The organism is Enterococcus sp. C63 (assembly GCF_040887215.1).
Taxonomy (GTDB): domain Bacteria; phylum Bacillota; class Bacilli; order Lactobacillales; family Enterococcaceae; genus Enterococcus_B; species Enterococcus_B hirae.
The window spans coordinates 439,432-459,528 of record NZ_JBFOFI010000002.1; the positions used below are offsets into that span (position 1 = coordinate 439,432).

Consider the following 20,097-nt stretch of genomic DNA (forward strand, 5'->3'; position numbering starts at 1 on the left):
TTTTTTAAAAATAAAAAAACAAGTTGTGCATAACAAAATAATCATGTTACAATTAAATTAATCAATGGTGGAAGCGTTATAAATAATTTCAAGGAGATTAAAAAATTATGGCAAGAAAAAAGACGATCACAAAAGATCAGATTTTGGCAGCCGCTTTTGAAGTGGCTACCACAGAAGGATTTTCAAAATTTACGGCAAGGAATATTGCAAATAAAATGAATTGTTCGACTCAACCGATTTATCTTGAGTTCAAAAACATGGATGATCTGAAGCAAGCCTTATTTGCTCAGATTTACGAGTACTTGAAGCATGAAGTGTTCCCAGTTGTACATACAGGAAATACCATTATCGATTTAGCTGTAAACTATATTGATTTTGCCAATCGAGAGAAAAAATTATACAGTTCTCTGTACTTAGAAGAATATGGTGGGGGAAGGGAGATGCAAAACTTCTCTTATAATTATTTTGTCGAGACGGTCAAGAAAGATCCAGAGTATGCTGATCTATCTGCGGAACAAATTGAGTCTTTGCATAACACAATTTGGATCATCGCTACAGGATTAGCGGCACTGATGTCTTCAAGTATCATTCATCCGACCAAGGAACAAATTGAAAAAATGATCCAAGATAGCATCAATGCGACGCTAAATACGAAAGAAACGATCCAAGTGAATTAAACAAACTACTTGAAGTATTTCTCGAAAGTCTTTCTCAAACATACACATTGATTTTTTGAAATTAAAAAAGCTTCTAAAAACATGATAAAAAGAACGTGTGATGCTAACTCTCTCCAGCATCACACGTTCTTTTTATCAAATAATTGAAGTTTTGCCAAAAGTTCTCAGCTGTGAGCTGACTGCTTTGGCCTATAATTTTGAAACAAGCGCCTTAGCAAATGCTTCGAGTTTTTCGATGTCTTCTTCTTCAGCGTTTAAATCAACTTTAACATTTTCTGTTCCTTTGACTGCTCCTGTTTTCGCAAAGGCAGCATCGAAGTCATCTACGGACTTACAAAATTCATCATAAAAAGTGTCTCCAGAACCACAAACGCCATAGATTTTTCCAGACAAGTCAAGTTCTTGTAAATCTTCATATAAGTCTACGATCTCATCTGGTAAGTCACCATCATCGTATGTATAAGTTGCGACGACACAAATATCTGCATCCTCAAATTCATCTGCATCCACTTGAGTACACTCATTGATTTCAACATCAATATCTAAATTTTCAAAAGCTTCTGCTACGATATCAGCAATTTCTTCTGTATTGCCAGTCATACTTGCGTAAACGATTTTTGCTAAAGCCATGGGTTGCCTCCTACTTATTGATATATGATCCTCTAACATTTACAGATTATACCAAAACCTTTACTAAAAGAAAACAAGTCATGTGAAGAGAATCTGATTTGGCGAACGACCGGACACTATGGTAAAATGAGGAAGATTTGTAAAAAGGAGACGAAAATATGATTACATTGAAATCAGCACGAGAAATTGAAACAATGGCTGAGTCTGGCGCGTTGTTAGCGGATGTACATAAAAATCTGCGAGATTTTATCAAACCAGGCGTGACGAGTTGGGATATTGAAGTTTTTGTTCGTAACTATATTGAAAGCCATGGTGGGATTGCGGCTCAAATTGGATTTGAAGGCTATGAGTATGCGACTTGTATTAGCATCAATGACGAAATTTGTCATGGATTTCCACGTAAAAAACCGCTGAAAAATGGCGATTTAGTGAAAGTGGATATGTGTATCGATTTAAAAGGCGGCATATCTGATTCTTGTTGGGCTTATGTAGTGGGAGAGTCAACACCGGAAATTGACCGCTTGATGGAAGTGACAAAAAAAGCTTTGTATCTGGGAATCGAACAAGCGCAAGTTGGGAACCGAATTGGCGACATTGGTCATGCTATCCAAACTTATGTTGAAAGTGAAAACTTAGCGGTTGTCCGTGACTTTATTGGGCATGGTGTGGGTCCAACGATCCATGAAGAACCTGCTGTCCCTCATTATGGTGAAGCAGGAAAAGGTCTACGGTTAAAAGAAGGGATGGTTATTACCATTGAGCCAATGGTTAATACTGGAACTTGGAAAATGAAAATGGATCCAAATGGCTGGACTGCTTATACAAGAGATGGTGGCTTGTCTTGCCAATATGAACATACACTGGCAATTACGAAAGATGGACCAAGAATCTTAACTTCTCAAGGTGAAGAAGGTACGTATTGAGAAGCTAGATCAATAAGGAGAATTTGATGAAATTATTAGGGAAAATAAAGCAAAACGAAAATTTAATGCGTTTTATTGCAACAACAAAAAAACGGATCACTGATTCAGAAATGGGTACCACGTCAGTTGTTGTGGCGTATTATTTATTATTGTCTTTATTTCCCCTAATTATTGCGTTTGGTAATATTTTGCCATTTCTAAAAATCGATCAAGAGACAGTATTGACTTATGTGCGGCAAATCATCCCTGAGACGGTCTATCAGTTTATCGGTCCTGCAATTCGAAATTTGTTAACGCAAAGTTCCGGTGGCTTGTTGTCGTTATCTGCTTTAGCTGCTTTGTGGTCTGCCAGTCAAAGTATCAACGCTTTACAAATTGCCATGAATAAGGCTTATGGTGTAGAAAATAGAAAGAATTTTTTGATCGTCCGTTTCTTTTCATTAGTAGTGATTTTGCTTTTCATGATTGCGATTAGTGGAGTAACGATTTTTTTAGGACTGGGTCAAATGATACTTGAAGCGCTCCAACCGATTTTTAATTTTTCTGGCAATGTGATCATCCAGTTCCAAACTTTGAAATGGCCGATTACCTTAGTTGTCTTATTTATCATTATGTTTTTGATTTATGTGATAGTACCGAATGCGCAATTAAAACTAAAAGCAGTGATTCCGGGAACGATTTTTGCTACTGTCGGCTGGATGTTGCTATCTCAGGTGTTTGGAATCTACGCAAAATACTTTGCAACAAGAGTCAGTGGATACCAAATCATCGGGAGTTTCATCGTCTTGATGCTATGGCTCAATTTTGCTGCTACAATCATTATATTTGGCGGAATCATCAATGCTGTTGTGCAAGAATACATAACAGGTAACGAAATCAAGAAAAGACGAGTTTCTACAAATAAATGGTGGATTCGTTTCAAAAATAAATTTTCTCATAAAAAAAAATAGAACTGCGAGTTTTTATTGCTTGAGTGTTTTATAATAATTCTAGACTCTTAATTAAAGTAGGTGCCAATATGCTTGTTTCATTTAGTATGGTTGTCAAATTTTTTTTAACAATCTTGTTATCTTTAGTACTAACGCCCATATTTAAAATTATTTCTGTCCAAACCGGAATGGTGGATAAACCGAATGCGCGACGTATTAATGAAATACCTATGCCTTCAGCTGGGGGACTACCCATTTTTATTTCATTTGTCGTATCCACCTTATTGTTTTTTCGTGACATCATTCCCAAATTTTATATCATTCCTATTTTACTAGCTTCCTTAGTGATCATTCTAACGGGAGTACTGGATGATAAATACGAGTTGACGCCTAAACAAAAGTCTGTCGGGATCTTATTAGCAGCGTTGATCGTCTATTTTGTGGCAGATATTCACATTGATTCAGTAACATTGCCCTTTTTTGGTTATATCGAATTGGGTTGGCTGAGTTTTCCTGTGACCGTTTTTTGGATTTTCGGTATCACTAATGCAATTAATTTGATTGATGGATTAGACGGCTTGGCAACCGGAATCTCGTTGATCGGGTTGATTACAATTGGTATTATCGGATATTTTTTCCTACATGCTTCTACAGTATACATACCAATCGTCATATTCTGTTTAGTGGCAAGCATTATTGGCTTTTTTCCTTATAATTTTTATCCTGCCAAAATTTACTTAGGAGACACTGGGGCATTGTTCTTAGGATTTATGATGGCTGTTCTTTCTCTACAAGGTCTGAAGAATGTAACATTTGTTTCTTCCATCTCATTATTGATTGTGATGGGCGTTCCAGTAACTGATACATTTTTTGCGATTATTCGCAGAAAAGCGAACCGTGTCTCTTTTTCTACAGCAGATAAAAAACACCTACATCATCGATTATTGAGTCTAGGTTTTACGCATAAAGGAGCAGTTTTGACCATTTATGCTATGGCATTGATGTTTTCATTTACTGCCATGATCATGAACTATACTGGGCGTCTCGGTTCGATTGTTTTGATCGTTTCGATGCTATTTGCGGCTATTTTATTGTTTGAGTTGATTGGATTGATCAACGAGAAGCATCAGTACATTCTTAAAACTTTACGTTTTTTAGGCAATAAAGAATATCGAACACAAGTCATACAGAAATATAAAAGGAAATGGACTAGACACTAATGAAAATAAATCAAAAACAACCGATTTTAATTAGCATCGTAACGGCTAATAGTCAAAAGATTTTTCAAACGTTAGATACGCTTCTAGCCAGCATAAATGACCAAGCCATGGTTGAGATCTTGATTTTCGATAATGCTTCGTCGATTGACTACCAAGAACGATTGAAAGAATATCTAAAGTATCCGTTTGTCAAAATCTATTTTAATCAGGAAAATAAAGGATTTGGTTATGGACATAACCATAATTTATTAACGAGTGACTTTTCTTATGCTGTGATCTTTAACCCAGATATTCTGGTGGATCAGCAGACAGTCGTTGATTTGGTCAAACTTTTGCAGGAACATCCAGAATGTGCCATGTTAGCACCTAAAATATTAAATGAAGATGGAACGACACAACATTTGATTCGCCAAAAATTAGATGTATTCGATTATGTATTGCGGTTTATTCCGGCTCGTTTTGTCAAGCAGTTGTTTGCTCAACGTTTAGCAAAATTCGAATGCCATGATTTGTCAGAAACAACCAATAGCTACGTGCGTATGATCTCTGGTAGTTTTATGGTCGTTGATGTCAATAAATTTAAAAAAGTCAACGGGTTTGACAATCGCTATTTTATGTATTTTGAAGATAATGATCTTTGCTTAACTTTTGAAAAAGCAGGAGAAAAACTCCTTTATACGCCGTTATACACGATTGTTCATTTATATGGAAAAGGTGCTCATCGCAATTTTAAACTTTTTCGTATCTTTTTACAGTCAATGGTGAAATTTTTCAATAAGTGGGGGTGGACTTTCTTTTGACCATACCCAAAATAGTAGTCGTTATCGTATTATACCAGCAGCGTTTTAGTCAATCGCCTTCTTTTGATCTGCTCATGAAAGCTGTCAAAGAGAAGAAGATTCAACTGGTTGTTTATGATAATAGTCCCGTTAAGCAATTGGAGCCATTATTAGAACAAGACAAAGATATAAGCTACTATCATGATCCATCAAATCCTGGTCTGGCTACGGCTTATAATTATGCGTTGAATCATGCGCAGCAGAATATTCGCTATTTCGTTACACTTGATCATGATAGTCAATTGACTGCAACGTATTTTGATACGCTATTAACGATTGATTGGACAGATGAATTGGTTGCAGCAGTTCCGTTGGTTTATGCTGGAAGCAACCAAATATCGCCTGTTTTTGCGGATCGCTATATCAATCGTCAAGTTGAAAAGGTTGAGCGATCACAGCTCAGTCAAAGACGAATCATGGCGATTAATTCAGGCGCTGTTTTTTCTATCAAATTTTTAAAGGAAATTGGCGGTTTTAATTTAGATTTCCCCCTTGATTTCTTGGATCATTGGCTTTTTTGGACGATCTATCAGTTCAAAAAGACGGTTTTTATCTTACCTGAAAAAATGGAACATGATCTTTCAGTTCTTGATTATCAGAAAGTTTCTGTTACAAGGTATCAGTCGATACTGAAAGCTGAAAAAACTTTTTATCAAAATTATGATAAAGAAATGTTACCGCGTCATCGAAAACAATTATTGTTACGTACAGTAAAACAATTTTTAACAGTCAGAAATCGTAAAATATGGCGTTTGACATTACAATCATTTACTGAAAACTGAAGGGTGTGAATTTGTGCGATCAGTTTGTATGGCTACCTTTAATGGTGGCAGATATTTAAGAGAACAATTGGATAGTATTTTAAACCAACTGACACTTGAGGATGAATTGATTATTTCAGATGATGGATCGACAGATGAAACTTGTCAAATTATAAAGGAATACACGCAACTAGACAATCGAATCAAATTTGTTGAAGGACCAAGGCAAGGTGTCATTGCCAACTTCAACCATGCCATTCAACAATCTAAAGGTGACATCATTTTTTTAGCAGACCAAGATGATGTTTGGCTACCTAATAAGGTGGCTAAGATCACCGCATATTTTGAAGAAAATCCGCAACAATTAGTAGTAGTGAGTGATCTAGTGATTGTGGATGGTCAACTCAATGAGATACACGCGTCGTATTTTTCCTATCGGCATTCCCGAACAGGCTGGCTCAATAATTTGATTCGGAGTAATTATATCGGTGCCGGCATGGCTTTTCGATCTTCATTAAAGAAAGAAATAGTACCAATTCCTTCTGAAGTACCAATGCATGATATGTGGATTGGGATGTTAGGTGGAACTCGTGTTGGGTTTATTAGAGAAACATTGACACTTTATCGTAGACATGATTTTAATGTGAGTGAAATCAAAACAAACACTAAACTAACCCAAAAAATTACCTGGCGGTTGAATCTGATCAAGGCGCTTGTGAAGAGAAAATGGTTTGGAATTAATAAAAGATAGTTAAATCGTTAATAATTCCATGACAAATAACAAGTTTGATGAGATAATAACAAGGTGAATTTTAAATTGAAAAGGAGAATTTATACTCATGAAGGGAATCATTCTTGCTGGGGGAAGTGGTACACGCTTATACCCTCTAACTAAGGCAACTTCAAAACAGTTGATGCCAGTCTACGATAAACCAATGATCTACTATCCAATGTCTACACTAATGCTAGCGGGTATCAAAGAAATCCTGATTATCTCTACTCCTCAAGATACACCAAGATTTAAAGAACTGTTTGGTAATGGGGCAGAGTTAGGATTACAAATTGAGTATGCAGTGCAAGAAAGTCCAGATGGGCTAGCACAGGCTTTTATTATCGGTGAAGAATTTATCGGTGATGATAGTGTGTGCTTAGTTTTAGGAGATAACATCTATTACGGTGGTGGCTTATCTAAAATGCTTCAACGCGCTGCTTCTAAAGATACTGGAGCAACAGTGTTTGGTTACCACGTTAATGATCCAGAACGTTTTGGTGTTGTAGAATTTGATGAAAAGATGCAGGCTCTGTCAATCGAAGAAAAACCTGCGCTACCAAAATCAAATTATGCAGTAACAGGGTTATATTTTTATGATAATGATGTTATTTCGATTGCGAAAAACATCAAACCTTCTGAACGTGGTGAATTAGAGATCACTGATGTAAACAAAGTCTATCTAGAAAAAGGAAAACTATCTGTTGAATTGATGGGTAGAGGTTTTGCTTGGTTAGACACTGGCACGCATGAATCTCTTCTAGAGGCATCCACATTTATTGAAACGATTGAAAAACGTCAAAATCTCAAGGTAGCTTGCTTAGAAGAAATCGCCTACCGAATGGGATATATCACTAAAGAGCAATTACTTGCATTAGCTCAACCGTTGAAAAAAAATCAATATGGTCAATATCTTTTACAGTTGGCCAACAATTAAGGGAGTCTGAAGTAATGAAAGTAACTGATACTAATTTAACAGATGTGAAGATCATTGAAATGGATGTTTTTGGTGATCATCGTGGCTTTTTTACCGAAAGTTATTCCAAAGCAAAATTTGTTGAACATGGTTTAGATTTTGATTTTGTTCAAGATAATCATTCATTATCGGCAGAAGCTGGTGTTATCCGCGGACTGCATTTCCAAAAAGGAGAAGCAGCACAAACGAAATTGATTCGGGTAACTTCTGGTGCTGTTTTAGATGTAATTGTCGATATTCGTAAAGGAAGTCCAACCTATGGTAAATGGGAAGGCTTTATCTTATCTGAACACAACCATCGACAACTTTTGGTGCCTAAAGGTTATGCTCATGGATTTGTGACATTGACACCAAATGTCAATTTTCTTTACAAATGTGATAATTACTACAATGCACAAGCTGATGGTGGGATTGCCTTTGATGATCCAGACTTAGCGATTGATTGGCCTATCGATCTTTCCAAAGCGATTATGTCTGAAAAGGATCAGCATCATCCAACTTTAAAAGAGTTTGAAGCAGAAAATCCATTTGTTTATGGTGAAATTTAGGATTGCAAGGAGAATTTTTATATGAAAAATATCATTGTTACTGGTGGTGCCGGATTTATCGGCTCAAATTTCGTCCACTATGTGGTCAATCATCATCCAGAGGTTCATGTTACGGTGTTAGATAAATTGACTTATGCTGGGAATAAAGAGAACTTAGCAGGGCTACCTAGTGACCGTGTAGAATTGGTCGTTGGTGATGTTGCGGATGCAGAATTAGTGGATCGTTTAGTCAAAGAAGCAGACGCCGTAGTCCACTATGCAGCAGAATCGCATAACGATAATTCGCTAAAAGATCCATTTCCTTTTGTCCAAACCAATATTATTGGTACGTACACCCTGTTAGAAGCTTGTCGTAAATACAATGTTCGTTACCATCATGTATCCACCGATGAAGTGTATGGGGATTTACCTTTACGTGAAGATTTACCAGGTCATGGAGAAGGCGAAGGGGAAAAATTTACAGCTGAAACACCTTATAATCCATCAAGTCCATATTCTTCAACTAAAGCGGGCTCTGATCTATTAGTGAAAGCTTGGGTTCGTTCATTTGGGTTGCAAGCAACGATCTCAAATTGTTCAAACAACTATGGACCATATCAACATATTGAAAAATTTATTCCTCGTCAAGTTACTAATATCTTAAGTGGTATACGTCCAAAACTATATGGTGAAGGAAAAAACGTTCGCGATTGGATCCATACGAATGATCATTCATCTGCGGTTTGGTTGATTTTGACTAAAGGAAAAATCGGTGAAACTTATTTGATCGGTGCCGATGGGGAAGAAGATAACAAAACAGTCATGGAATTGATTTTGGAACTTATGGGACAACCCAAAGATGCTTACGACCATGTCAACGATCGTGCAGGACATGATTTACGTTATGCAATTGATTCGACAAGGTTACGTGAGGAGCTAGGTTGGCAACCTGAATTTACCAACTTCCGTGATGGTTTAGCTGATACAATCAAATGGTATGAAGAACACCAAGATTGGTGGAAGAAAGAAAAAGAAGCTGTGGAAGCAGCCTATGCCAAAAATGGTCAATAAATGATGATAAGCCGGATTTAAGGAACTCTCAAAAAATTCGGGTAAAAAAGACACGCATGAAGTTGTAAAACGTGCAGAAAAAAATTAGTATAAAAATAGGAATTGTTTATTGGCAATTGTAAGGGGAGCTGTGACAGATGTTGCAGACCCCTTTTTAAAACAAAAAAGAGGAGAGATCAGAATGTTCTTATTAACCGGAGGAAATGGTCAACTTGGAACGGAATTACGCCATTTATTAGATGAAAAAGGAATGGCTTATGTGTCAACTGATGCTGCTGAGCTGGATATTACTGATGCAGAAAAAACAATGGAGTATATTACAAACTTAAAGCCAGAAATTATTTTTCATTGTGCAGCGTATACAGCCGTTGATAAAGCAGAAGAAGAAGGCAAAGAATTAGATGAGAAGATTAACGTTGATGGAACTAAAAATGTGGCATTGGCTGCAAAAGCAGTGAATGCTAAATTAGTATATATCAGTACGGATTATGTCTTTGATGGCAAAAAGAAAGACCAAGAATACCGCGAAGACGATCCAACTAACCCATTGAATGAGTATGGTCGCACAAAATTACTAGGGGAACAAGCAGTTCAAGAAATCTTAGAAGACTATTATATTATCCGTACTTCATGGGTATTTGGTGTCTATGGACATAATTTTGTCTTTACAATGCAACGTTTAGCCGAAACGCATGATCGTTTAACTATTGTCAATGATCAATATGGTCGCCCAACTTGGACTCGAACACTTGCTGAATTTATGGTATATGTGATTGAAAAACAAGCACCTTATGGCGTATATCAGTTATCCAATGAAAATAGCTGTTCATGGTATGAATTTGCCAAAGAAATCTTAAAAGATACGGATGTCGAAGTAGCACCAGTCACTTCAGCAGAGTATCCACAAAAAGCAGTTCGCCCACAATATTCTGTGATGAGTCTAAAGAAAGCAGAAGATCTAGGCTTTGTCATTCCGACATGGCAAGAAGCATTAGCAAAAATGTTGGAAGCAGCTGAAAGTTTGAAATAGCAAACTTGTTTTTCCGTAAAAAAAGAACAAACTAGAAATTGGAGAATCGCATGGAAAAACAAACAAGACGCGCGCAACGAACAGCCGTGAAGCCTGAGCGCACAGATCACTCTGTTCTTGATGTCTTTCTAAAACTTCGTTACCTCATCGGATTGCTAGTCATTGTAGTTATTGTAACGTTTAATTTGAATGGTAGTTCATTGGGTGTATGGGATAAATATGTATCGCAACGAGATGACGGAAAGAAAACTGATGTCATCTTCGGGCAAAATAGGGAAGTTCGTTCAGATGAATGGCTCGTGCAAACACCTTTTTATCTTTCACAAGCTGAAAATGACTATCCTTTAGTAAATCCCGATTATTCCTTAAATGGACAAAATATGATCATTGCTTATAATTCTCCTGTTAAAGATATCACAGTTATTGGTAAACCATTCAATTGGGGATTCTTTTTCTTGGGAAGAGATCGTGGGCTTTCGTTTTATTGGGCAATGAAATTAGTGGTCATGGTTTTATTGGGGTATGAAGTTTTAATGATTTTGACAAAAAGAAAAAAAGCTTTATCACTCGTAGGCGCCTTTGCCTTAACTTTCTCACCAGCAGTCCAGTGGTGGTTCATGCAACACGTGGGAGATTTGATTTTCTTCACATTAGGACTAATGGTTGCTTTTTATCATTATTTTTACCAACATCAAAAAAAATGGGTACGAGCAATGATGATGAGTTTGATCGTCATATTTGGTCTAGGTTTTATCCTGGTGATTTATCCAGCCCATCAAGTTATGCTTGCTTATTTACTTGTCTTTTATTTTGTTGGGTTATTGCTCTATTATGGGAAGCGAATCACTTGGGATTGGTTTGATGCAGTACTGATCATTGGGGCAATATTATTTATAGGTGGCGTACTGATCCACTTTTGGTTAACCTCTAAAGATGCGTTACTGGCTTCTTTAAATACCTTATATCCAGGAAAACGAGTAAGTACAGGAGGAAAATGGCATTTAGGAGAGTTCTTTTATTTTCTGACAAACTGGAAAATTTCGTTTAAAGATATCAATTTTTCTAATAATTCTGAAGTTGCTCTGTTTTATCATTTCTTCCCAACCGTCTTTTTAGCAAGCCCATTTGTTTTATTTGGTAAAAAAAATAGTGAACAAAAACTGTTTGGACGGATTTTAATGCTCTTTTGTCTGTTTTCAATTTATTGGATTACTTTAGGATTACCAAAATGGCTCGCTGAACTCACTTTATTATCTTACGTGCCACCTTTTAGAGCAATCTTAACCTTTAGTTTTGCAGCTTGCCTCTTAACCATATGGTTTATTGCCTATATTTGGCAAGAAGATGTGATCCCAACATGGTATAAATTTTTCCTATTGTTGGCGAACGCGGGAATCTTTACGTATGCTTTGGTCAATTCCAAAATGACAAAATACTTTACTGAATTAGAGATCACCATGATCGTGATTGTTGGTACGTTAATCCTGGCATTTATTCTGTTCCGACGTTGTCGATTGTTCTATCTTTCGTTTATCGCTTTGATTGTAGCTTCAGGTTTCTTTGTGAACCCAGTTGTAGAAGGAACTGGTGCGATCTTTGAAAAGACTCTGGCAAAAGAGATAAAAGCAATTGATCAGGCAGATCCACAACAAGTATGGTTAACAGAAGATGAGCTGTATAACTTTACACCAACATTAGGCGTAAAAGCTTTTAATTCGGTACGCTTTTATCCAGACATGAAGGCATGGGCTAAAATTGATCCAGATAAAAAATATGAAAAATATTATAATCGATATGCCCACACACGTGCCTTTATTGCTAAAGAAAAAACTTCATTTGTTTTAGATCGTCCAGATATGTTTTCTGTGACCCTCAACTTTAAAGATGCTGAAAAGCTTGGAATCAAATACGTGGTCAGCAAACGCCCGTTAACTGATTATAATCAATTGTACCAAGCACAATTCACTCAACTATACGGTCCTGATAAAGATGGTTATATGATTTTTGAAGTAACCTATCCTGAAAACGATCCATCTACAGCCAATAATGCTGTGAATAATACGGATAACCAAGTAGATGAATGGTCGTATACAGGCGGTTGAGAAAGTAATTATTAGGTATTGAGTAATTGATATGGGAGTGTAAGGAAGTAAATTTCTTTACTGCTTCTTCTGAAATTGCTCAGTACCTATTTTTAGGTTCCATGTTTTTTCTTTTAAAAAGACTGGATGAAGCACTAAAAGTGAGTTTTTTATCAATTAATCTAAAAATAGCATTGCCGTTTGTTTTTAAAAAACAGTATAATAAAACAGTATGAAAGGAGGATGGAGATTATTCAGACGGTTATTGGAAAATTAATAAATAAAATGAGTGTTGGATTACTGATTCTATTTCTTTCTGCTATTTATTTTGTATGGACAGCAGGCCTAGGCAATGCTCAAGCGCTTTTTTTATATGACAACAGTGCGCAATTTGTTACGTTTGGCATTGTCATTTTATTTATTTTAAACGTATATAAAGGACGAAGAGCTGACTTTATTTATTTAGCAGCGGCAATGCTTATTTATTTTCTGTTTGATCATTTCCGTGAAGTAAGAGCAAGTTCTATGAATGTAGATCTTTTGATCCCGCTAATCATAGTCTTTTGTTTGACGGTTAAATGGATTCAGTTTGATAAGTTAGATCGTTCGATTTTTATTTTAGTATGTTATGTCTTTCTTGGCATTACGTTATACCGCATTTTTACTGAAATAAAAATTCCTGATGGTGAAAGTATTTGGTTGCCTGATAATAAAGTTTCCGATATTTGGATCAACACGAATACGATTGGTAGTACTTTAATGACCCTCTCCTTACTGATCAGTGGGTTTGCCAGTTCATTTGAGCGCTGGTATGTTCGGGTATTCGTTGGATTTCCGAGTGTGATTGCTGGGATTATTGGTATCTGGGTCTGTCAATCAAAAGGTGCTTTAGTTGCGATGATCGTATTTGTTTTACTGGATATTTGGCCAAAACAATTGTTCAAAATAATACGAGCGCCATTTTTAGCCTACATGATTGTCACGATTTTTGCGTTGCCAGTTTCTTACTTAGCAGCTCATTCCGAGCATCTAAATCTCTTTACTGGTCGTGAAGAAATTTGGTTGAAATTCTATGAGACTATTTCAGAAAAAAGCGAACAAGTCTGGGTTGGAATGAAACCGTTCATTTTTCAACGTGGAAATCAATTTTTAGGAAATCACAATAGTTATAATTCATTTTTAAATCTATATGGATTGCTGGGTGTCATCATCGCAGGGGTACTAGTCTTAATCTATGTAGGTCGATTGACCTTAAAAGCAGATTTATCGAATGGACAAGTAACCTTTTTATGGGCATTCTTTGCAGTGATGATCCAATCCTTTATGGAAGATACTTTAACTTCTTTTCCGTGGGTACCTATCATCTATCTGTTATTGGGAATGGCAAGTCATCGCTATGATGGTTTAAAAAACGTTGCAAACAAGCGAAAAATAGCGAATCAACAAACGAGGGAAACGACAGACGGCTCTCTATCAAGAGTAGCACGTCGATATTAAACACTTAGATAAGAGCTAGTTGAAACAAGTTATTCTTGGGTCAGCTAGCTTTTTGCTTCATTGCAATTAAATTATTTCTTATGTAAAATAAAAATGTTAGCGTAAAGTTGCTTAATAGAAAATTAAGAAACTAAGAATATCACAGTCCGTGAGTAAAAGTGTGGTAAAATGGCACATGACTGTAATTAACAGAATTTGCTTGGAGGAACACAAATGTTTAAAGATCTGTTTTTATTTATGAAGGATATCTACCAGAATAGAAAGCTCTTGCTTCAGTTTTCAGTGAATGACTTTAAGTCTCGCTATGCGGGCTCTTTTTTGGGAATTTTATGGGCATTCATTAATCCTGTCTTTACCGTATTGATTTATTGGTTGGTCTTTGGTTTTGGATTAAAGGCAGCGATGACAGATGGAAAATATCCTTTTATTGTTTATTTGATTACGGGAATGATCCCATGGTTCTTTTTTTCTGACGCGTTTACATCAACGACGTTAGTTTTCAGAGAATACACTTATTTAGTAAAAAAAGTTGTATTTAATATCCGCATTTTACCAACTACGAAAATTTTATCGAATCTATATGCACATCTTTTCTTTATTTTCGTTGGTTTAGTGGTGGTTATTGGACATGGAATCTATCCAACTTGGATGACGCTCCAACTGATTTATTATTTATTCTGTATGTGTGCTTTTTTAACCGGCTTAACATGGTTGACAGCATCAATTCAACCATTTCTACCAGACATCATGCAATTGATCACGATTGTCCTACAGTTGGTTATGTGGACATTGCCGATCCTTTGGAGTCCGAGTCAGTTCAATCCAGTGATCGTTCAAATCTTAAAACTAAACCCACTTTATTATGTCGTGCAAGGATATCGTGAGTCTTTCTTAGGACAAGCTTGGTTCTGGGAACACGGAATGTATACTCTCTATTTCTGGGTATTTACGCTAGCTATCTTCGTTATTGGATCTGCTGTGTTCCGTAGATTGAAACCACATTTTTCAGATGTGCTGTAAGGAGTATGAATATGACTGAATATGCGATTAAATTAAAAAACATTACAAAATCTTATAATATGTACGCAAAACCATCTGACCGTTTTCGTGAAGCTTTGAATCCCTTCAAAAAATCTTACCATGACGTTTTTTATGCGTTGAAAAATATCAATGTGGAAATTAAAAAAGGGGAAATGATCGGTTTTGTCGGAGAAAATGGTTCAGGAAAATCCACCATGCTCAAAATCATTACTGGCGTTTTGACGCCCACATCTGGAACAATGGAGATTGAAGGGAAAATATCTGCACTATTAGAACTAGGTTCTGGGTTCAACCCCGAATATTCTGGCTATGACAATATTTATTTGAATGGCATGGTGTTAGGTTTTTCTCGTGAAGAAATCGATGGAATGGTCGGAGACATCATTGAATTTGCTGATATCGGCGAACATATTTACCAACCAGTAAAAACATATTCCAGTGGGATGTTTGTTCGTTTAGCCTTTGCGGTAGCTATCAATGTCAATCCAGATATCTTGATTGTCGATGAGGCTCTAGCTGTAGGGGACCTTGAGTTCCAGTTGAAATGTATGGAGAAATTTACTGAAATCAAGAACTCAGGTAAAACGATCTTATTCGTTTCCCATGACATCAGTTCGATCCGCCGTTTTTGTGATCGATCCTATTGGCTAAAAAATGGTGAAGTAGTTGAATATGGGGATACCATGGATGTCACAACAAACTATGAAAACTTTTTAAAGAAAAAATCAGTCAAAACAGTTGATCGAAATAAAAATCAAATGGAACGTTTTGCAGCGCCTGACATCGTTGATGTACTGAGTGCGGAATTATTGGATAAAGAAAAAAATCCTGTTGACGTGCTTGATCAAGGCGAAACACTGTATGTCAAAGTAACCTATGAAGTAAAAGATGATTCGATCAAGAATCCTGTTTTAGGGATTGCCTTACGAACTGTCGATAATTTTTACGTTTGTGGTTTAAATACACTGTTGGACGGCATCAAAATCCCTTGGAAAAAAGGCAAAAATGTTTTCTATTTAGAATATGAAAAACTAGGCCTGCTAGCTGGTGAATATTATTTTGATGTGGCAATTTTTGAAGAAAATGCCACCGTACCTTTAGTTTACAAAACAAAATATATGAACTTATTTGTTAATGGCTCATATATTGGGGAAGGAATCGTGGTCTTAGACCATAAATGGGAAGAAGGTTATCTAGCCGATGAAGTATGATTTTGAAATGGACTTAGATGAACAAAGTAGTGTAGGGAAAATTGTTGCCCAAATTAAACCAGGCAGCAAAGTCTTGGAATTTGGACCGGGAAACGGCCGATTGACTAAACATTTAATCGGAGCCAAAAATTGTCAAGTAAGTATCGTCGAATTAGATAAAGAATTATTCGATTTTGTCAGTGAATTTTCACAAGATGGTTTTTATGGAGATATTGAAAGTTTTGAGTGGGCAAACTATTATGCAGGGCAAACCTTTGATTATATCCTTTTTGCCGATGTTTTAGAACATTTAGTGAACCCAGCTGAAACATTAAAAAAAGTGAGAGAATTTCTCAACGAAGATGGAGAAATTTTAATCACATTTCCGAATTTAGTCCATAATTCTGTGCTGATCCATTTATTCAACAATGAGTTACCATGGGCTTCTTATGGCTTATTAGATGAAACACATAATTCTTTTTACACACACGAAGGTTTTAAAAAAGTGTTTGAAAAAGCTGGTTTATCTATTAATATTGAGGATTACCTTTACTTAGCTGTCGGAGACACAGAATTAAATTCAACTTATGAAGAATTACCCGAAGCAGTTCGCTATGAGTTCAAAATGCGACCTTTCGGAGAAGTTTATCAATACTTCTTTTCTTTGAAAAAACACACTGAGAATAGTCACATCTCACAACCACAAAATTCGAATTATGTTCGAATGGTGGAAGTGATCCAAAAGACTGCAAACAAAGAAGTCTCCCAAAAATATCCTTTCAACAATTATACGGGAGAAAACCAAACATTGACTTTTCCAATTGCCGGGGATGTCGAATCGGTCATTTTTAAATTTGCTGATCAACCAAGTTTTATCGAATTTAGCGGGGAATTGGCGGGGAACAAAATTGATTTCATCCAATCTAATGCAGTAATCAAAACACAAAATGATTGCTATTTATTTGATGGTGAAGTAACGCCACAATTTACTCTATTTGATGTCGCAGGTCAAGAATTGACGATCCATTGTCATTATCGGTTTATCGGGGAATTGACACAAACCATGAAAGAACTACTTGAGGCAGTCAAACCTTTAGCGCAGATCGAGCAACGTCTAATGGCACAAATCACTTCGCTGAAAAAAGAAAATGAACAAGTGCGATTGACAAATGAAAAATTAGATAACGAATTACAGATGACGACTGACCGTTATTGTAAACTGATAACTGAGGAAGAATTCGCAATTAAACCAAGAAACCGCAAGCTTCGATCGAAAGAAACAGCAAAGAAAATTCAAGCAAAGGCGATTTCTCTATGTGTGGATAGTAAGCATTGGGACCCAGAAACGAAAATTTTGACAATCAATGGTTGGGGAATTTCTAACGCACAACGTCAGCCGTTATCCTATAAGTTATCTGTGAACCAAGCACCATTTTTTCAAGCCTTGCAGTTTGAACGGCCAGAAGTAAATGAGGCGGAACAATTGCCAGCGGGAACAAAAGCTGGTTTTGAATTGCAAATAAGATGTGAACGAGAAAAATCTTTTTTAATTGAAGCTGTTGCTGAAAATGGCGAATCCTGGTTTATCGAGATATAAGAACGAACTTATTTTTAATAAAGGAGAACAAAAGCTCGTGCAAAAAAAAGAGATTGCTGTATTTATAGACCGAATTACTCGTGAAAGAGCAACTGGGGATTTATTGATTGTTGGCTGGGCGGTCGATGAGGTGACGAAAGAAATTCCGATCATTAAAGTCGATAAGGACAAAGTATCTGCCGAAGTCACCAATGTTGTTCGTTTGGATATCAATCATTTATACAATCTGGATGTGAAAATACCAAGTGGTTTCAACATCCGATTATCTGGAAGGATGAAAGGTAAAGCGATTTTAGATTTCCAAACAAAATCCCATCAAAATGGGATTGCGGTGAAATTGAATGGTCGTTATCCATATGACGATGGCCTTGAAACAAACTGGGAAAAGAAAAAAAGATTGCTTCAAAAAGGATTCAATTATGCACGGACACACGGAGTGAAAAAAGCGATCCGACGTGTCAAGTTTGAAATGAAACCAGCTTCTGTGGATTATACTGAATGGATCAAACGTCATGAACAGTTTGATCTCCAAAAGCAACGTCAAGATGCTAAAGGATTTGAATATCGTCCCTTAATCTCAGTACTTATGCCAGTCTACAATGTCGAAATCAAATGGCTGGAAAAATGTATTGATTCTGTTTTAAAACAAACGTATGATCACTGGGAACTATGTATCAGTGATGATGCATCAACTGATCCTAAAATCAGAAAATGTTTAGAAAAGTATCAAGCTAAAGATCAACGAATCAAAGTCGTTTTTAGAGAAAAAAATGGGCATATCAGTCTAGCGACCAATTCTGCTTTGGAAATGGCAACAGGAGAGTTCATAGCGTTGTTAGATAATGATGATGAACTACCGCCTTATGCGTTGTTTGAAGTCGCAAGCGTCTTGAATCAGCGTCCTGAACTTGATGTCATTTATAGCGATGAAGATAAGATCGATGCAGAAGGTCAGCGTTTTGATCCTCATTTTAAAGCGGATTGGTCACCAGATACTTTAATGGGCAATAATTATATTTCACATTTAGGGGTTTATCGTACCAGCTTAGTTAAAGGAATCGGTGGATTTAGAAAAGGATATGAAGGTTCTCAAGATTATGACTTGGTACTACGAATCACTGAGCAGATCCCAGCTGATCACATTTATCACATTGATAAAGTACTGTATCACTGGCGCACGATTCCGGGATCTACTGCCAGCAATGGTGAAGCGAAGAGCTATATTTATGATTCTGGAGTCAAGGCATTGACTGATGCACTCGATCGTAGAGGAATTAAAGGAAAAGTTCGTCCTGGACGAATCTCTGGTTTCTACGAGGTCAATTATGAAGTGCTGCAGGAAGACTTAGTTAGTGTCATTATTCCCACTAAAAACGGATATGATGACTTAAAACTATGTATCGACTCAATTATTGACAAAACAACCTATTCCAACTATGAGATCATTGTTGCTGATAACGGTAGTACCGATCCTAAGATGCAAGAACTATTTAAGGAATACCAGCAACGACTAAATGAACGTTTTATAGTGGAATTGATCGATATACCTTTCAATTATTCTAGGATCAACAATCTAGCGGCAGAAAAAGCAAGTGGCAAATATTTATTGTTCTTAAACAATGATACGGAAGTTATTGAGCCTGAGTGGATGACCAATATGGTTGCCTATGCGCAATTTGATCGAATTGGCTGTGTCGGTGCCAAACTTTACTACCCAGATGATACGACACAACATGCTGGTGTGTTAGTTGGTATTGGTGGCGTTGCTGGTCATGCGTTGAACAACTATGACCAAACACACTGTGGTTACTTTGGTCGGTTAGTCATCGATGTCAATTACTTAGCGGTAACAGCTGCTTGTATGATGGTCAAAGCCAGTGATTTTCATGCGGTCCATGGCTTTGATGAAACATTAGCAGTCGCTTTCAATGATGTGGATTTATGCCTGAAAATTTATGAGCTAGGTCGATATAACGTTTATGCCCATCAAGTTGAACTTTATCATTTTGAATCAAAATCAAGAGGCTATGAAGATACGCCTGAGAAGCAAAAACGTTTTGCAGGTGAGATAAAGAAAATGCAAGTGAAATGGCCAGGATATATCAACCATGATCCTTTTTATAACGATAATCTGACAAAAGAAGGAATTGGAGATTTTTCATTAAGACCAGATTAATTAAGAAATGAAAATAGAAACTATCATGCAATCAGTTAAGAAAGCATGGTAGTTTTTTTTCGTAAAATGAGATATTAAAAGCAAGCGTTATAATTGTAGAGCAGTAGTTTTTTGTAATTCTGTTACAATTTGTTTATTCACTAGGCTTTTAAACCCTGCTATG

Annotated in this window: 18 protein-coding genes; 17 read left to right on the top strand and 1 reads right to left on the bottom strand. The window is 36.5% G+C overall.

Going from position 1 to position 20,097, the window contains the following annotated elements:
• Positions 1-107: 107 nt before the first annotated feature.
• Entirely contained in the window at positions 108-677 is a 570-nt protein-coding gene (locus AB3H90_RS04680; RefSeq protein WP_010738183.1) for a TetR/AcrR family transcriptional regulator, read from the top strand.
• A gap of 189 nt (positions 678-866) precedes the next feature.
• Here the strand turns inward: AB3H90_RS04680 and AB3H90_RS04685 are convergent, their stop codons facing one another.
• The gene (locus tag AB3H90_RS04685) at positions 867-1,307 is read right to left on the bottom strand and encodes a flavodoxin (RefSeq protein WP_010719752.1); all 441 of its coding nucleotides are present in this window, start codon (positions 1,305-1,307) and stop codon (positions 867-869) included.
• A 158-nt stretch (positions 1,308-1,465) separates the two neighbouring features.
• Between AB3H90_RS04685 and map the strand changes: the two genes are divergently transcribed.
• The 16 genes from map to AB3H90_RS04765 all read left to right on the top strand — a co-directional run bounded on the left by map (position 1,466) and on the right by AB3H90_RS04765 (position 19,934).
• Positions 1,466-2,230, top strand: a complete 765-nt coding sequence (gene map, locus AB3H90_RS04690; RefSeq protein WP_010719751.1) for a type I methionyl aminopeptidase — start codon at positions 1,466-1,468, stop codon at positions 2,228-2,230.
• Positions 2,231-2,256: 26 nt separating this feature from the next.
• A complete protein-coding gene (locus AB3H90_RS04695) occupies positions 2,257-3,180 on the top strand; it encodes a YihY/virulence factor BrkB family protein (RefSeq protein ID WP_010719750.1) in 924 nt (307 codons plus the stop codon).
• 68 nt (positions 3,181-3,248) lie between these two features.
• Entirely contained in the window at positions 3,249-4,379 is a 1,131-nt protein-coding gene (locus AB3H90_RS04700; protein WP_368016278.1) for a glycosyltransferase family 4 protein, read from the top strand.
• A complete protein-coding gene (locus AB3H90_RS04705) occupies positions 4,379-5,179 on the top strand; it encodes a glycosyltransferase (protein ID WP_010719748.1) in 801 nt (266 codons plus the stop codon). The genes AB3H90_RS04700 and AB3H90_RS04705 overlap by 1 nt, the downstream gene beginning before the upstream one ends.
• On the top strand, positions 5,176-6,000 hold the full coding sequence (locus AB3H90_RS04710; RefSeq protein ID WP_081128592.1) for a glycosyltransferase: 825 nt from the start codon (positions 5,176-5,178) through the stop codon (positions 5,998-6,000). The genes AB3H90_RS04705 and AB3H90_RS04710 overlap by 4 nt, the downstream gene beginning before the upstream one ends.
• Positions 6,001-6,013: 13 nt before the next feature.
• Positions 6,014-6,730, top strand: coding sequence for a glycosyltransferase family 2 protein (locus AB3H90_RS04715; protein WP_126344441.1), 717 nt, complete (start codon positions 6,014-6,016; stop codon positions 6,728-6,730).
• Positions 6,731-6,818: 88 nt separating this feature from the next.
• Positions 6,819-7,685 carry a glucose-1-phosphate thymidylyltransferase RfbA gene (gene rfbA, locus AB3H90_RS04720; RefSeq protein WP_010719745.1) on the top strand — a complete coding sequence of 289 codons (867 nt, stop codon included), beginning with the start codon at positions 6,819-6,821 and terminating at the stop codon, positions 7,683-7,685.
• Positions 7,686-7,699: 14 nt separating this feature from the next.
• Entirely contained in the window at positions 7,700-8,272 is a 573-nt protein-coding gene (gene rfbC, locus AB3H90_RS04725; protein WP_010719744.1) for a dTDP-4-dehydrorhamnose 3,5-epimerase, read from the top strand.
• Positions 8,273-8,293: 21 nt separating this feature from the next.
• Positions 8,294-9,322 carry a dTDP-glucose 4,6-dehydratase gene (rfbB, locus tag AB3H90_RS04730; RefSeq protein ID WP_010719743.1) on the top strand — a complete coding sequence of 343 codons (1,029 nt, stop codon included), beginning with the start codon at positions 8,294-8,296 and terminating at the stop codon, positions 9,320-9,322.
• 181 nt (positions 9,323-9,503) lie between these two features.
• On the top strand, positions 9,504-10,352 hold the full coding sequence (gene rfbD / locus AB3H90_RS04735) for a dTDP-4-dehydrorhamnose reductase (protein WP_014834184.1): 849 nt from the start codon (positions 9,504-9,506) through the stop codon (positions 10,350-10,352).
• A gap of 50 nt (positions 10,353-10,402) precedes the next feature.
• A complete protein-coding gene (locus tag AB3H90_RS04740; protein ID WP_181914858.1) occupies positions 10,403-12,454 on the top strand; it encodes a hypothetical protein in 2,052 nt (683 codons plus the stop codon).
• A gap of 222 nt (positions 12,455-12,676) precedes the next feature.
• Positions 12,677-13,930, top strand: a complete 1,254-nt coding sequence (locus tag AB3H90_RS04745) for an EpaQ family protein (protein ID WP_368016279.1) — start codon at positions 12,677-12,679, stop codon at positions 13,928-13,930.
• A gap of 213 nt (positions 13,931-14,143) precedes the next feature.
• The gene (locus tag AB3H90_RS04750; protein ID WP_010719739.1) at positions 14,144-14,950 is read left to right on the top strand and encodes an ABC transporter permease; all 807 of its coding nucleotides are present in this window, start codon (positions 14,144-14,146) and stop codon (positions 14,948-14,950) included.
• 11 nt (positions 14,951-14,961) lie between these two features.
• The gene (locus AB3H90_RS04755; RefSeq protein WP_010719738.1) at positions 14,962-16,182 is read left to right on the top strand and encodes an ABC transporter ATP-binding protein; all 1,221 of its coding nucleotides are present in this window, start codon (positions 14,962-14,964) and stop codon (positions 16,180-16,182) included.
• Positions 16,172-17,758 carry a class I SAM-dependent methyltransferase gene (locus tag AB3H90_RS04760; protein ID WP_368016280.1) on the top strand — a complete coding sequence of 529 codons (1,587 nt, stop codon included), beginning with the start codon at positions 16,172-16,174 and terminating at the stop codon, positions 17,756-17,758. The genes AB3H90_RS04755 and AB3H90_RS04760 overlap by 11 nt, the downstream gene beginning before the upstream one ends.
• A gap of 37 nt (positions 17,759-17,795) precedes the next feature.
• Complete coding sequence (locus AB3H90_RS04765) at positions 17,796-19,934, top strand: glycosyltransferase family 2 protein (RefSeq protein ID WP_368016281.1); 2,139 nt, start codon at positions 17,796-17,798, stop codon at positions 19,932-19,934.
• Positions 19,935-20,097: the final 163 nt, after the last annotated feature.